Annotated in this window: 12 protein-coding genes; 6 read left to right on the top strand and 6 right to left on the bottom strand. The window is 69.6% G+C overall.

All coding sequences use genetic code 11. The features are described from left to right. Positions 1-58: 58 nt before the first annotated feature. Positions 59-1,918: a cellulase family glycosylhydrolase gene (locus OG718_RS10305; protein ID WP_328843975.1), complete on the top strand. Its 1,860-nt coding sequence runs from the start codon at positions 59-61 to the stop codon at positions 1,916-1,918. Positions 1,919-2,042: 124 nt separating this feature from the next. Here the strand turns inward: OG718_RS10305 and OG718_RS10300 are convergent, their stop codons facing one another. Beyond that, positions 2,043-3,293 (bottom strand): YncE family protein, encoded by a 1,251-nt coding sequence (locus tag OG718_RS10300; protein ID WP_306936131.1) that lies wholly within the window; start codon positions 3,291-3,293, stop codon positions 2,043-2,045. A 156-nt stretch (positions 3,294-3,449) separates the two neighbouring features. On the opposite strand from OG718_RS10300, the gene OG718_RS10295 reads away from it, so the two are divergent. After that, entirely contained in the window at positions 3,450-4,112 is a 663-nt protein-coding gene (locus OG718_RS10295; protein WP_328843974.1) for a TetR/AcrR family transcriptional regulator, read from the top strand. 187 nt (positions 4,113-4,299) lie between these two features. Beyond that, positions 4,300-5,739, top strand: a complete 1,440-nt coding sequence (locus tag OG718_RS10290) for a M6 family metalloprotease domain-containing protein (protein ID WP_328843973.1) — start codon at positions 4,300-4,302, stop codon at positions 5,737-5,739. Positions 5,740-5,794: 55 nt separating this feature from the next. Here OG718_RS10290 and OG718_RS10285 read toward each other — a convergent pair whose 3' ends face one another. Both OG718_RS10285 and OG718_RS10280 read right to left on the bottom strand, forming a co-directional pair. After that, a complete protein-coding gene (locus tag OG718_RS10285; protein WP_328847721.1) occupies positions 5,795-7,030 on the bottom strand; it encodes a glycosyltransferase in 1,236 nt (411 codons plus the stop codon). Positions 7,031-7,111: 81 nt separating this feature from the next. Beyond that, positions 7,112-7,996 carry a sigma-70 family RNA polymerase sigma factor gene (locus tag OG718_RS10280; protein WP_328843972.1) on the bottom strand — a complete coding sequence of 295 codons (885 nt, stop codon included), beginning with the start codon at positions 7,994-7,996 and terminating at the stop codon, positions 7,112-7,114. 105 nt (positions 7,997-8,101) lie between these two features. Here OG718_RS10280 and OG718_RS10275 point away from each other — a divergent pair, with 105 nt between their 5' ends. Beyond that, positions 8,102-8,863, top strand: coding sequence for an SDR family oxidoreductase (locus tag OG718_RS10275; protein WP_328843971.1), 762 nt, complete (start codon positions 8,102-8,104; stop codon positions 8,861-8,863). A gap of 102 nt (positions 8,864-8,965) precedes the next feature. Here the strand turns inward: OG718_RS10275 and OG718_RS10270 are convergent, their stop codons facing one another. Both OG718_RS10270 and ctaD read right to left on the bottom strand, forming a co-directional pair. After that, positions 8,966-9,313: a hypothetical protein gene (locus OG718_RS10270; protein WP_328843970.1), complete on the bottom strand. Its 348-nt coding sequence runs from the start codon at positions 9,311-9,313 to the stop codon at positions 8,966-8,968. Positions 9,314-9,318: 5 nt separating this feature from the next. Then, positions 9,319-11,001 (bottom strand): aa3-type cytochrome oxidase subunit I, encoded by a 1,683-nt coding sequence (gene ctaD / locus OG718_RS10265; RefSeq protein ID WP_328843969.1) that lies wholly within the window; start codon positions 10,999-11,001, stop codon positions 9,319-9,321. Positions 11,002-11,107: 106 nt separating this feature from the next. Between ctaD and OG718_RS10260 the strand changes: the two genes are divergently transcribed. After that, the gene (locus OG718_RS10260) at positions 11,108-11,671 is read left to right on the top strand and encodes an RNA polymerase sigma factor (protein WP_306936124.1); all 564 of its coding nucleotides are present in this window, start codon (positions 11,108-11,110) and stop codon (positions 11,669-11,671) included. Continuing rightward, the gene (locus OG718_RS10255; protein WP_143641067.1) at positions 11,664-12,698 is read left to right on the top strand and encodes a CU044_5270 family protein; all 1,035 of its coding nucleotides are present in this window, start codon (positions 11,664-11,666) and stop codon (positions 12,696-12,698) included. The genes OG718_RS10260 and OG718_RS10255 overlap by 8 nt, the downstream gene beginning before the upstream one ends. Here the strand turns inward: OG718_RS10255 and OG718_RS10250 are convergent, their stop codons facing one another. Then, positions 12,699-13,547, bottom strand: coding sequence for a bifunctional 5,10-methylenetetrahydrofolate dehydrogenase/5,10-methenyltetrahydrofolate cyclohydrolase (locus OG718_RS10250; protein WP_328843968.1), 849 nt, complete (start codon positions 13,545-13,547; stop codon positions 12,699-12,701). Positions 13,548-13,557: the final 10 nt, after the last annotated feature.

Here is a 13,557-nt window from a genome sequence, read left to right as displayed (position 1 = left end):
CTTACTCTCAAGTCAGGAGTCTTGACGGGCCAAAGATGCACCCGCGACTGTTGTGCACATGTCGAAGTTGCGTGTGCATCTGCTCGGCGTCCTCGTACTCCTGACCGGTCTCCTGACGACCGCCGGAGCTCAGCCCGCCTCAGCCCTCCCCGACGATCTGTGGTTCGACCCGGCCGCCGCCGCGACCCTCACGGTCCAGAACGGCCGCTTCACCGACGGCCTCGGCCGCGAGGTCGTGCTGCGCGGCTACAACGTCTCCGGCGAGACGAAACTCAAGGAGAACAACGGCCTTCCCTTCGCCTCGGTCGCGGACGCCAAGAAGTCCGCGACCGCGCTCCGGGCGCTCGGCGGCGGCAACTCCGTCCGCTTCCTGCTCTCCTGGGCGTACGCGGAGCCCACGCGCGGCCAGGTGGACCAGGCCTATCTGGCCGCGGCCACCGGCCAGATACGTGCGTTCCTGGACGCCGGCATCCGCGTGTACCCCGACTTCCACCAGGACCTCTACTCCCGCTGGCTGTTCGACTCGGACAGCTGGTACACCGGCGACGGCGCCCCCAAGTGGGCCGTCGACCTCGGTGACTACCCCGACGAGTACTGCGGCATCTGCCCGTTCTGGGGCCAGAACATCACCTCCAACGCGGCCGTGACACAGGCGACTTACGACTTCTGGCACAACGAGTACGGCCTCCAGGAGGCCTTCCTCGACACCGCCCAGAAGACGATGGCGTACGTGAAGCAGAACCTCACCGCGACCCAGTTCGCGGGCGTCGTCGGCTTCGACCCGTGGAACGAGCCGCACCCGGGCACCCTTGACTCGGGCCAGACCAGCCGGGCATGGGAGAAGGACGTCCTGTGGCCGTTCTACGTCAAGTTCCGCGCCCGTATGGACGCGGCGGGCTGGCAGGCCAAGCCGGCCTTCGTCGAGCCGAACCTCTTCTGGAACGCCAACATCGACTTCCAGAAGCAGGAGGGCGGACTGCTCGACGCGACCCTCGGCTCGCGCTACGTCTTCAACACCCACTTCTACGACCAGAAGGCCATCTCCGGCGTCTTCATGTGGGGCAAGGCGGAGGACGGCCAGTACGTCGGTGACTTCGGCACCGTCCGCGACCGGGCCACGGCCACCGGGACGACGGCGATCATCAGCGAGTTCGGGCACCCGCTCGCCGGCTCCGTCTCCGACAAGGCGCCGACGGTCTACAAGGCGATGTACCAGGCCCTCGACTCCCGAGTGAAGGGAGCCAACTGGTGGGCGAACCCGGCGAGTTCGGGTCCCGTCCTGTCCGGCTCACAGTGGCAGTGGGACATCTACAACGGCCGCCACCACGAGCTGATGAACGACAACCCGAACGAGGTGCAGACCGAGGGCGACGCCTGGAACGACGAGGACCTGTCCGCGGTACGCCTCGACGACTCGGGCAAGGCCGTACTGCGCCAGGACGCGCGGATGCTCGACCGCGTCTACCCCAGCGCCACGGCGGGCCGCTCGCTCGCCTTCACCTTCGAGGACCGTTCACGGGACGGCTCCACGACGCTGACGTGGAACCCGGTGCCGAGCTCCCTGCCGAACGTCGCCCAGCTGGTGGGCTCGGGCCAGTACGCGCTCCAGGTCTGGCGCTCCGACGGCAGTGCCGAGCCGACGGAGCTGCATCTCCCGGCGTCCTTCCCGAACGCGTCGACCACGGTGGTCTCCGACCTCGGGACGGTGTTCGGTCCGCCGGCGTACACCCGCACGACTCCGATCGCCGCGGCCGCCGAGCCGGGTGGTACCGGCAGCCGCCGGCTGCTGCTCACCGCGGCCGACACGGGCACGCTGCACTACGCCCTGGTCACCAATGGCGCGACCGCCCCGTCTGCTGCGGTGCTGAGCGCGGCGCGTTCGGAGCTGTCGTCGTGGATGGCTTCTGAGTTCAGCTAAGGGCTCCGCCGGTTCCGGTGCTTCGGACGCGGGTCCGTTGTGACTGGTCGCGCCCACGCGGCGGAGCCGCAAAGTGTCACAGCCCCGCGCCCCTCTGGGGCGCGGGGAAGCCGGGCGGAGCAGGTCAGTCGGCGGTCGGCCCCGTCCAGTTGGCCGGGACGTGGGCCAGTCGGACGCGCTGGGGGTGGTCGCCGACCGGCACGGACACCGTCTTCCTGCCGGTGGCGAAGTCGATCGCCGTGACCTGGTCGGCGCCGCTCTCGGAGACCACGCAGGACTTGCCGTCACCGCTGACGGTCGCCCAGTAGGGCTTGGAGGCGGTGACGAGCGGGCCCTCCTGGAGGGTGGCGCGGTCGACCACAGTCGCGTAGTCGTCCATCGTGCCCGCGACGCACAGCTTCGTGCCGTCGGGCTTCATCGAGATGCCGTGGTGGCGTGAGTCGTTGACCCAGGTGGTGCGGTCGGTGCTGGTCGCGGGGTTCATCGGCAGTGTCTTGGTGCGGGTGATCCGGTCCGTGGCGATGTCGTACTCGAAGAAGCCGTTGAAGAACGACACCTGGAAGTACAGCTTCGACTCGTCCGGGCTGAAGGCCGCCGGGCGGACCGCGTCGGAGTAGTCGGTGAGGCCGATCGCGTCGAGCCGCTGCCGCATGTCGATGACCTTCACCTGTTTGAACGTGGTCGCGTCGACGACCGTGATCTTGCGGTCGCCCTTCGTCCAGTCCAGCCAGGGGGCGTCGGTCGCGGTGTTGACGTCGCCGATCCCCATGTTCCAGATCTGCTTGCCGTCGCTGGTGAAGATGTTCTCGTGCGGCTTGTCGCCCGTGGCGAACGAGCCCGCCTGCTTGCCGGTGTTGATGTCCAGCACGTGCACCGTGTTGGAGGTGGAGGCCGAGACGGCGACACGCTTGCCGTCGGGGGAGACCGCCATGTGGTCGGCGCGGAAACCCGACACGGGGAAGCGCCAGTTGATGTCGCCCGAGGCCAGGTCGATCGAGACCACGTCGGCGAAGCTCGGGCGGGAGACCACCATCGACCTGCCGTCGGGCGTGGAGTACATGTCGTCGACGAACTGGTCGTGTCCCTCGCCCACGCTGTTGCGGATGGTCATGAAGGCGATCCACTTGATCGGATCGGCGTTGATCTCCGCCATCCGCGCGTCCTTGTCCGGGATGACGTTGATCCGGCCGACCTTCGCGAAGTCGCCCGTGGACTTGATGACGTCGGCGGTGCCCTCCCAGTTGTTGCCGACGAACATCACCTCTCGCAGATCCGCGGAGGCGTTCGGTGCGGCGGACACGGTGGCCGGTGCGGTGACGGTCAGCACGAGGGCGGCCGCGATGGACCAGGCGTGCCGGGCTCTGAAGGCAGACATGACCGATCTCTCCTATGTGTGGGGAGCATGACAAGGCGGAGAATCTGAAAACGCGCACGTTCAGATTGGACTTACTGGAAAGTAAGGAGCGGGGCCCGCTCTCCACAAGACTCCGGACAGGACAAGATTGGCCATCGGGTCGATCAGGGAGGTTCAGTGGCGGGCAGGCTCAGGGCGCCGACCGGCCGTTACGGTGGCAAGACCGCCGAGGAGCGCAAGTCCGAGCGGCGTCGAAGATTCCTCGACGCCGGACTCCAGCTGTTCGGGGACGCCCCCGGCTACCGCGCCACGACCGTCTCCGCCCTGAGCGAGACCGCCGGCCTGTCCACCCGCCAGTTCTACGAGGAGTTCCGGACCCTCGAGGACGTACTGGCCGCCCTCCACCTCCAGGTCAACGACTGGGCCGAGGAGGCCGCCCTGACCGGCCTCGCCGAGGCGGACGGACTGCCGATCGAGGGACGCGCCGCGGCCGCCTTCCGTGCCTACGCCGCAAACGTCACCGGCGATCCCCGCCGTCTGCGCATCACCTTCGTCGAGATCATCGGCGTAAGTCCGCGCCTTGAACGGCAGCGGCTGGCCCGCCGCTCCCGGTGGGTCGACTTCATCTGCGCCGAGGCCACGGCCGCCGCGGATCGGGGCGAGGCGGCGCCCCGAGACTACCGGGTCGCCGCGGCCGCGTTCATCGGCGGCGTCAACGGACTGCTGCACGACTGGAGTTCGGGCTGGGTCGACGCGAGCCTCGACGAGATCGTGGACGAACTGGTCGGGCTGCTGCTGGGGATTCTGCGACCGGCGGGGTGGCGGCCGGAGGACGCGTAGGCTCCGGTGGGGGAGCGGGCGAGGGACTGGAGAGTTCCGCTTCCGGGCACCAAGTTCCGCTCCACGGGCGGACATTGACAGGGAAGCCGCCCCCAACTATGAGAAGGCGTACGGCCTTCGCATGGCCGGATTTTTCTGGATGTTCCGTGTCCGGCAAGAGGGGTTCGTCCCCTGAAGGGGGTGCCTGATGCGTCATACGCTCAGCCCTGTACGACCAGTTCACGACTGTGCCGCCGCCTGCCCGGTCCCGTTGTCGCCGCAGGCCCTGGCGCAGCTGTACGCCCGCTATCTCGAACTGCTCAAGGAACGCCGTCTGCCGGGGAACATGACGTTCGAGGAGTACTACACCGTCTGGCGCGCGGGACGACGGGGCGAGAACCTCGTCGGCCTCGACGACGGAGCCCTCGACCCGGGCCCCAGCACCGACAAGCAGCTCATCACCCGTCCGGCGTCCCAACTCCGGGGAACCATCCGGACATTGGTGCTGCTCGTCGACTTTCCCGACCAGCCGCACGAGGTCGACCACGGCCCCGGCCACTACGACAGCATGCTCTTCGGCCTCGACGAGTTCCCGACCGGCAGCATGCGCTCGTTCTACCGTGACGTCAGCGCCTTCGACACGTCACCGAGCACCGGCATCGACGTCCAGGGCGCGGTGCACGGCTGGTTCCGGATGCCGCAGCCGCTCTCGTTCTACGCCGACGGCAACTCCGGCATGAACGCCAACTTCCCGCGCAACTCACAGGGGTTGGCACGTGACGCCGTACTGGCGGCCCGTGACGCCGGAGTCGACTTCACCTCCTTCGACGCACTCGACGAAGGAGTCGTCACCGCCCTGTTCGTCATCCACGCCGGACGCGGCGCCGAGCAGACGACCCAGCGCGGCGACCTGTGGAGCCTCAAGTGGACGATCCCCGGCGGCGTCGAGGTCGGTCCTGGCCTGTCCGCGCGCACCTTCCTGACCGTCCCCGAGGACAGCGCCGTCGGTGTCTGCGCCCACGAGTGGGGCCACCTCGCGGCACGCTGGGCCGACTACTACGACACCGGCCAACAGCAGCTGACCCGCTCGGCCGGACTCGGCAACTACTGCCTGATGGCGGGCGGTTCATGGGGCAACGGCGGCCTGACCCCGGTCTTCCCGACCGCCATGCTGCGCATGTTCCACGGCTGGATCGAGCCCCAGGTGGTGAACAAGACCACCCGGGACATCAGGCTGCGGCCCGCCGCGGAGGACGGCGAAGCGGTGTTCATCCAGAACCCCGCGACCATGTCCGACAGCCAGTACATACTCGTCGAGTACCGTCGCCGTCGCGGCCAGGACGCCTTCCTGCCCGACGAGGGGATCGCCGTCTACGTCGTCGACGAATCGATCGACAACGTCAACGACGAGCAGAACCTGGCCATCGAACTCCTCCAGGCGGACGGCCGCGGCGACCTCTCCCGGATGTTCGGCCGGGGCAACCGCGGTGACAGCGACGACCTGTACCCGTTCAAGGACAGCAACACCGTCGGCGAGAAGACGGCTCCGGCGCTGAACCTGCCCCAGGGCACCTGGACCGGGGTCACCATCGAGACGGTGGGCACGCCCGGGGCCGACGAGATGACGGTGCACGTCACCGTGGCGTAGGAGGCCGTCACCCGGGTCGCAGCGCGCTGACCTGCGGGGCAGGATACGCAGGGCGTCAGCTTCCTTCGGCCAGTCGGTCCACGGCGGCGAGGACGGGACCCACCCCGTCCTCGTCCCCGAGGCGGCCGGCCAGTGCCCTCGCGCGGCGCGCGTACACGGGCTCGGTGACGGCGCGTGCCACGGCACCTCCGAGCGCCTCGGCACCGAGCCCGCGCAGAGGAACGGCCTCCGGAGCCACCCCGAGCGCGACCAGCCGGGCAGCCCAGAAAGCCTCGTCGAACTGGATCGGCACGGGCACCGCCGGCACCCCGGCCCGCAGCGCTGCCGCGGTCGTGCCCGCACCCGCGTGATGGATCACCGCGGCCATCCGCGGGAAGAGCGCCGAGTGCGGGACCTCGTCCACGGTGAACATGTCGTCCCCGACGGCCCCCAGCCCGGCCCAGCCCCGCTGCACGACACCACGCACCCCGGCCGCGCGCAGGGCCCGTACGACCTCCTCGCTCAGCCGCTCGGGATTCGGCACGGTCGCGCTGCCAAGACCGAAGTAGACCGGAGGACTACCGGCGTCCAGGAAGTCCCGCAGCCCGCCCGGGAGTTGGGCTTCGCCGTCGTACGGCCACCAGTAGCCGGCGATGCCGAGACCGGGCCGCCAGTCGCGCGGCCGGGGCACCACCAGCGGGCTGAAGCCGTGCTGGACCGGCCAGTTCTGCCGCTCACGGGCACGCCGGGCGGCACGCGAACCGAGCGGCGGCAGCCCGAGCCGGGTCCGCAGCGACCGGGTGGTGTCGGCGAAGACGCGCTCGACGGCGACATTGACGGCACGACCCGCGAGCCGGTTCCCGGCCGGCCCCAGGGAGCGGGTGCCGATCATCGGGGGCGCGAACTCCCCGGTGGGAGCCAGCGGTTGGAGGTAGACGCCCATGCTCGGCAGCGCGTGCCCCTCGGCGATGGCATGACCGAGGGGCCCCAGCGAACTCGACAGCAACAGCACATCGGCTGCCCCGGCCGCGGCCACCAGGTCGTCGGCCATCTTTCCCACCAGCGACCTGGCCATCTCGACGATCCGGGCCAGCTTCCCGATCCCGGTGCCACTGCGATGCAGGGCGAGCCCGCGTACGGACTCCAGTTCGGCCCGTGGATCCACGGGCAGTGGATGAAACCCCACGCCGGCGGCCGTCACCAGCGGTTCGAAGCACGCGTGCGTCACCACGGTGACCTCGTGGCCGCCCCGTGCCAGCCCGTGCCCAAGCCCCGTGTACGGCGCGGCGTCGCCCCGCGACCCGGCCGTCATGATCACTACTCGCACGACGGCAAGTATGGCGGCGCGTGCCGCACGGTCATAGGGTCCGCACGCCGACGCGCCGCACCGCCGTCAGTCGTCGAGCACCGCGAGCTCCAGTTCGTCGAGGCGGTCGGGGTCCGCGACGACGTCGATCCGGGTGATCATGTCGTCCGTGATCGTGAAGGCGAGCACCAGGCGGAGCCGCCCCTGCGGAGCCATCGCGAGTCCGGCCGAACCGTTCACCAGCGCGGGACCGGTGAACCGGGCCCTGCCCGTGGCGGCCATCGCGCCCTTGGCGACCGGGTGCGCACCGCTCACCACGACCGGATCCGGCGTCGGGACGACCGACCTGTCGGCGTGCAGCACCACGTCCGGGTGGAGCAGGGCCACCAGCGCGTCGAAGTTCCCGCCGCGGGTGGCGGCCAGGAAGGCGTCCACGACCCTGCGCCGACGGGCCAGATCGGCCTCGGGCAGAGGTGAGGCACCCTTGACCCGGCGCCTGGCACGGCTCGCGAGCTGCCTCACGGCGGCCGGAGAACGCTCCAGCATCGGGCCGATCTCATCGAAGGGCACGGCGAACATGTCGTGCAGGACGAAGGAGAGGCGCTCGGCAGGGGACAGCGTGTCCAGCACGACCAGCAGGGCCACCCCGACCGAGTCGGCCAGCAGCGCCTCCTCCTCGGGATCGCGCCCGTCGTCCTGACCGCGTGCCGGAACGGGTTCCCTCGCTTCGAGCGACTCCTCACGCCGGTGCTCCCGCGAGCGCAGCATGTTGAGGCACACCCGCGCCACCACGGTCGTCAGCCACCCGCCGATGTTCTCCACGCTGTCGGTGTCGGCGCGACCGACCCGCAGCCAGGCGTCCTGAAGAGCGTCGTCGGCCTCACTCGCGGAACCGAGCATCCGGTACGCCATCGCGTGCAGACGGGGCCGGTGCTCCTCGAAACCCTCGGTCAGCCAGTCGAGCTCGTTCACGTGTCACATTCCTTCGTCGGCCGGGGTCATGGCAGTAGATCCACAAAAACCCAGCTGAAGGTACCGGGAGCCGGACTCCCGGGCCGAGCGATTGACGGAGGAACCATGACGACTCCCATCCTGGTCACCGGCGGTACGGGCACCCTCGGCAGCCACGTCGTCCCCCTGCTGCGGGAGGCCTGCCACGACGTACGGGTCCTCAGCAGGCACGGCCGCCCGTCCGGTGACGGCGTCGAGTACGTGACCGCCGACCTGCTCAAGGGCGAGGGCATGGAGGCCGCGCTGGCCGGAGTCGAGACCGTCCTCCACCTCGCGGGCGGTCCCAAGGGCGACGACGAGGCGACCCGCAACCTCGTGCGGGCCGCGTCGCGCGCCGAGGTACGGCACCTGGTGTACATCTCGGTGACCGGCGCGGACGCGGTCCCACTGGGCTACTTCCGGGCCAAGCTGGGCGCCGAGCGTGCCGTCGCCGACTCCGGCCTGCCGTGGACGACACTGCGCGCCGCCCAGTTCCACGACCTGGTCCTGAAGATGGCTCAGGGGATGACGAAGCTGCCCGTGATCCCTGTCCCGGGCGGCCTCCGGTTCCAGCCGGTCGACTCCCGCGACGTGGCCGCCCGACTCGTGGAACTGACCCTAGCCAAGCCGGCCGGCCTGGTCCCCGACCTGACCGGCCCGACCGTCTACGCCCTGGCCGACCTGCTCACCACCTACCTGAAGACCCAAGGCAAGCGCCGCCCCATGCTCCCCGTCCACATGCCGGGAAAGGCAGGCCGCGCGTACCGGTCCGGCGACAACCTCTCCCTCAAGAACACGACGATCGGCAAGCGGACCTGGGAGGACTTCTTGGCGGAGAGGGTCGGCTGAGCGGGTGGGTTCCGGTCCAGTACGGCGCGCCTTTTCAGGGGCGCGGGGAACTGCGCGACCAGCCACGGACGGCCCGCAGCCATCGAACGACAGGCTCGTTGGTCATTGCCGGACCAGTGACACAACCACAACGGCAGCCCCGCTGATGAGCGCCACCCCGAACACCCACACCGAGAGCAGCCGTTGACGCAACACCCGATACGCCTCCTCGTACTCACCCCGCAACTCGACGCCCCGCTGAACGGTCCGCCGCCAGGAGACCCGCGCAAGCGACACATACTCCTCCGCGAACCGCTCCTCGACCTCGGCCCGCTGGCTGTCGGTGAGCCACCCGAACTGCCGGCTGAAACGACCCGCTTCGGCCCGCCCTTCACCCAGGGTCGCCTCGATCAGAAGATGACCCTCCAACTCGTTGATCAACACCCCCGCATCGACCGGCCGTTCGTCCATCGCCGTCACCGCAGAACCCTCTCCGGCGCAGGCAACTGCCCGGCCGCGGCACCGATCTCGGGATAGTGCAGGTCGAACGCCGGGGCCTCGGAACGTATCCGCGGCAGGACGACGAAGTTGTGCCGCGGCGGCGGGCAGGAGGTCGCCCACTCCAGCGAACGGCCGTAACCCCACGGGTCGTCGGCCTCGACCTTCTCGCCGTACTTCGCCGTCTTCCACACGTTGTAGAAGAACGGCAGCAGGGACAGTCCGAGAACGAAGGAGAAGATGCTGGACACCGTATTGAGGACCGTCAGACCCTCCACGGCCAGATAGTCGGGAATCCGGCGCTGCATCCCGTTCGTGCCCAGCCAGTGCTGGACGAGGAAGGTGCCGTGGAAGCCGATGAACAGCGTCCAGAAGGTGATCTTGCCGAGGCGTTCGTCGAGCATCTTGCCGGTGAACTTCGGCCACCAGAAGTGGAAGCCGGAGAACATCGCGAAGACCACGGTGCCGAAGACCACGTAGTGGAAGTGCGCCACCACGAAATAGGAGTCCGAGACGTGGAAGTCCATCGGCGGCGAGGCCAGGATGACACCGGTCAGACCACCGAAGGTGAAGGTGATCAGGAAGCCGGTGGCCCACAGCATCGGGGTCTCGAAACTCAGGGACCCCTTCCACATGGTGCCGATCCAGTTGAAGAACTTCACACCGGTCGGCACCGCGATGAGGAACGTCATGAAGGAGAAGAACGGCAGCAGCACACCGCCGGTGACGTACATGTGGTGCGCCCACACCGTCACCGACAGGCCGGCGATGGCGATGGTCGCGCCGATCAGGCCCATGTAGCCGAACATCGGCTTGCGGGAGAAGACCGGGATGACCTCGCTGATGATGCCGAAGAACGGCAGCGCGATGATGTACACCTCTGGATGCCCGAAGAACCAGAACAGGTGCTGCCACAACAGGGCACCACCGTTGGCGGCATCGAAGATGTGTGCGCCGAATTTCCGATCCGCCTCCAGCGCGAACAGCGCGGCGGCAAGGACGGGGAAGGCGAGCAGCACGAGGACCGCGGTGAGCAGCACGTTCCACACGAAGATCGGCATGCGGAACATGGTCATGCCCGGCGCGCGCATGCAGATGATGGTGGTGATGAAGTTGACCGCGCCCAGGATGGTGCCGAAGCCGGAGAACGCCAGACCCATGATCCACATGTCGGCGCCGATGCCCGGCGAGCGGACCGCGTCCGACAGCGGGCTGTAGGCGAACCAGCCGAAGTCGGCCGCGCCCTGCGGGGTGAGGAAACCACCGACCGCGATCAGCGAGCCGAACAGGTACAGCCAGTAGGCGAACATGTTCAGCCGCGGGAACGCGACGTCGGGCGCGCCGATCTGCAGCGGCATGATCCAGTTGGTGAAGCCGGCGAACAGCGGTGTCGCGAACATCAGCAGCATGATCGTGCCGTGCATCGTGAACGCCTGGTTGAACTGCTCGTTCGACATGATCTGCGTGCCGGGACGGGCCAGTTCGGCGCGCATGAACAGCGCCATCACGCCGCCGATGCAGAAGAACGCGAACGAGGTGACCAGGTACAACGTACCGATCGTCTTGTGGTCAGTGGTGGTCAGCCAGCGGACGGCGGCGAGGCCCGGGCGACGGCCCGCACGCGGGGGCGCGAGCGCCGCGGCGACAGTGTTGCTCTCCATACCCCGCCTGTGTCCGAGGCCCATCCGGTCGTCACACTGGGGCGGAGCGACAAGGATCACCGCCTTCAGGTGTGACGATCGAGGAACTGCCGGACACCTACGGAACATGAGCAACGACGAGACCTTCGCCGCTGCCTATCGCGAGCACTACTGGGCGGTCAGCCGGTACGTTGCGCGGCGACTGGACGGCCGGACCAGCGAAGTCGAGGAAGTGGTGGCGGAGGTCTTCACCGTCGCCTGGCGGCGCCGGTCCGACCTGCCCGCGTCCCCCCTTCCCTGGCTGTACGGCGTGGCACGCAACTGCCTGTCCAACGCGGTACGCGGCTACGGACGCCGCCGGCGACTCGTCGACAAGCTCGGTCACGACGAGACCGCGCACGGCCGGCAGATCGTGGACAGCCCCGACTCGGAGCAGCCCGGCGCCTGGGTGCACGACGCGCTGGCCCGGCTGGCACCCGCCGACCAGGAGGTCCTGCGGCTCACCACCTGGGAGGAACTCGGCATCGACGAGGTCGCCGTGGCCCTCGGCTGCGGCAACAGAGCGGCGGCGATGCGGCTGCACCGCGCCCGCCGCCGGCTCAGAGCCGAGATCGACAGCATGAGGACCACCGTGGCCGCCGGTCCCACGACGCCTCGCCGCGACACCCCGAAGGAGCAGCGCCATGGCTGACGAACTCGAACTGCTGCGCCGCGCCAACCCGGTGCCGTCCGACGACCCCCGCTTCGGCGACGGACCCCTTGGCCACGATGCCGAACGCCGCCTCAACCAGCTCGTGGGGGCGGCGACCGACGAGCGCCCGAGGCCAGGCCGCTTCCTGCCAGGCCATGGCGGTCTCAGCCGGCTGCTGCGCGGCCCCCGCCCTCGCCGTACGCGTCTCGTGTGGGCCCTCGCGACGGCCGCGGCCGTCGCCGTGACCTCCCTCGCGCTCCTTCTCGCGGGACCGAGCACCACCCCCGCGGTGGCCGCGCCGCGCCCGCTCGTCGTCCGGGCCGACTCCACCCCCGTACCGCTGGACCGGCTGGCCGAGCGTGCCGACGGGGCCGCGGACGGTTCGTCCCGTCTGCGCAAGGGGACGCATGTGCAGTCGTGGAGCATGGGCATGTCGGAGGACAAGCCTCCGATCACGCTCCCCGTGGAGCGCATCGTGCGCTGGAACGCGGACGACAGCCACACGGAGTTGGTCGTCGCGACCGACCCGCGCCGTCCGGGCCGGCCGGTCCTCTCCGAGGGGGGCGGCGGCCCCCGCCTCGTCGACGACGGTCATGTCATCAGCGAGCAGACCTTCCCGCCGAGCTGGAGCGACGCCCCGCCCGAGTCGCCGCCCCCGCACGACGCCAGGCGGCTGCGCGCCTATCTGCAGGACGCGCAGCACACCGACACCCCGCTTACCACGTCCGAACTGCTGGACGTCACAAGGCTGTTGCTCGACACCTGGACCCTCGGCGCCCGTGAGGACGCGGCACTCGCCCGGCTCCTCGCGGACGCCGACGGACTGCGGCCCGTCGGCCAGGTGACCGATCGCCTGGGCCGGAGAGGCCAGGCGTACGTGTACGACGGCACCGGCTTCCGGGAGATGCTGATCATGGACCCGGTCACCGGTGCCGTCCTCGGCCTGGAGAGCACGGCCACGGCCGCCGAGCCCGAGTACGGGCTCAAGGCGGGTGACGTCATGGACTACAGCGCGTGGATGCGCTGATCAGGCGCCGGTCTGCCGCGTGGCCGCCTCGACGGTCTGGGCCAGCAGCGTGGCGATCGTCATCGGTCCGACCCCGCCCGGCACGGGGGTGATCAGCGAGGCCCGCTCCCGTGCGCTGTCGAAGTCGACGTCGCCGACGTTGCCGGGGTTGTAACCGGCGTCGACGACGACCGCGCCCGGCTTGATGTCCTCGCCGCGGATCAGCCGGGGCCGCCCCACCGCGGCCACCACGATGTCGGCCTCCCGCACGACCGCCGACAGGTCGGCCGTGCGCGAGTGGCAGTACGTCACCGTGGCGTCGCGTCCGAGCAGCAGCATGCCCACCGGCTTGCCGAGGATCGCGCTGCGGCCCACCACGACGGCCCGCTTGCCGGCCGGGTCGACGTCGTACTCGTCCAGGAGCCGCATGATCCCGCCGGGCGTGCACGACGCGAAGCCCGGCAGACCGAAGCTCATCGCGGAGAACGACGCCAGCGTGACGCCGTCGACGTCCTTCTCCGGAGCGATCGCCTCGAACGCCGCGCGCTCGTCGATGTGGTGACCCATCGGGTGCTGCAACAGGATCCCGTGCACGGTCGGGTCCGCGGACAGCGCGGTGAGCGTGCCGACCAGCTCGGCCGTCGGGATCCCGGCAGGCAGAGCCACGTGCCGCGACTCGATACCCGCCTTGCGGGAACGGTTCTGCTTCATGCGTACGTACGTGACGGAGGCGGGGTCCTCGCCCACCAGCACGGTGGCCAGACAGGGTGCCGCCCCCATGCGTTCGGTGAGGCCGGCCGCCCGCTTGGCCGTCTCCTCGACGATCCGCCCGGCGAGACCGGTGCCGTCCATCAGCTGGGCCTGGGACATGAGCTACTCC

It is taken from the genome of Streptomyces sp. NBC_00258, from assembly GCF_036182465.1.
Classification (GTDB): domain Bacteria; phylum Actinomycetota; class Actinomycetes; order Streptomycetales; family Streptomycetaceae; genus Streptomyces.
This window is presented reverse-complemented; position numbering and strand designations above follow the sequence as displayed.

Bases quoted from the DNA above. Each gene is read 5' to 3' on its own strand.
- OG718_RS10300 (WP_306936131.1), bottom strand. From the start codon at position 3,293: ATGTCTGCCTTCAGAGCCCGGCACGCCTGGTCCATCGCGGCCGCCCTC.
- OG718_RS10270 (WP_328843970.1), bottom strand. From the start codon at position 9,313: ATGGACGAACGGCCGGTCGATGCGGGGGTGTTGATCAACGAGTTGGAG.
- OG718_RS10255 (WP_143641067.1), top strand. From the start codon at position 11,664: ATGGCTGACGAACTCGAACTGCTGCGCCGCGCCAACCCGGTGCCGTCC.
- ctaD (WP_328843969.1), bottom strand. From the start codon at position 11,001: ATGGAGAGCAACACTGTCGCCGCGGCGCTCGCGCCCCCGCGTGCGGGC.
- OG718_RS10275 (WP_328843971.1), top strand. From the start codon at position 8,102: ATGACGACTCCCATCCTGGTCACCGGCGGTACGGGCACCCTCGGCAGC.
- OG718_RS10250 (WP_328843968.1), bottom strand. From the start codon at position 13,547: ATGTCCCAGGCCCAGCTGATGGACGGCACCGGTCTCGCCGGGCGGATC.
- OG718_RS10305 (WP_328843975.1), top strand. From the start codon at position 59: ATGTCGAAGTTGCGTGTGCATCTGCTCGGCGTCCTCGTACTCCTGACC.
- OG718_RS10260 (WP_306936124.1), top strand. From the start codon at position 11,108: ATGAGCAACGACGAGACCTTCGCCGCTGCCTATCGCGAGCACTACTGG.
- OG718_RS10290 (WP_328843973.1), top strand. From the start codon at position 4,300: ATGCGTCATACGCTCAGCCCTGTACGACCAGTTCACGACTGTGCCGCC.
- OG718_RS10285 (WP_328847721.1), bottom strand. From the start codon at position 7,030: ATGACGGCCGGGTCGCGGGGCGACGCCGCGCCGTACACGGGGCTTGGG.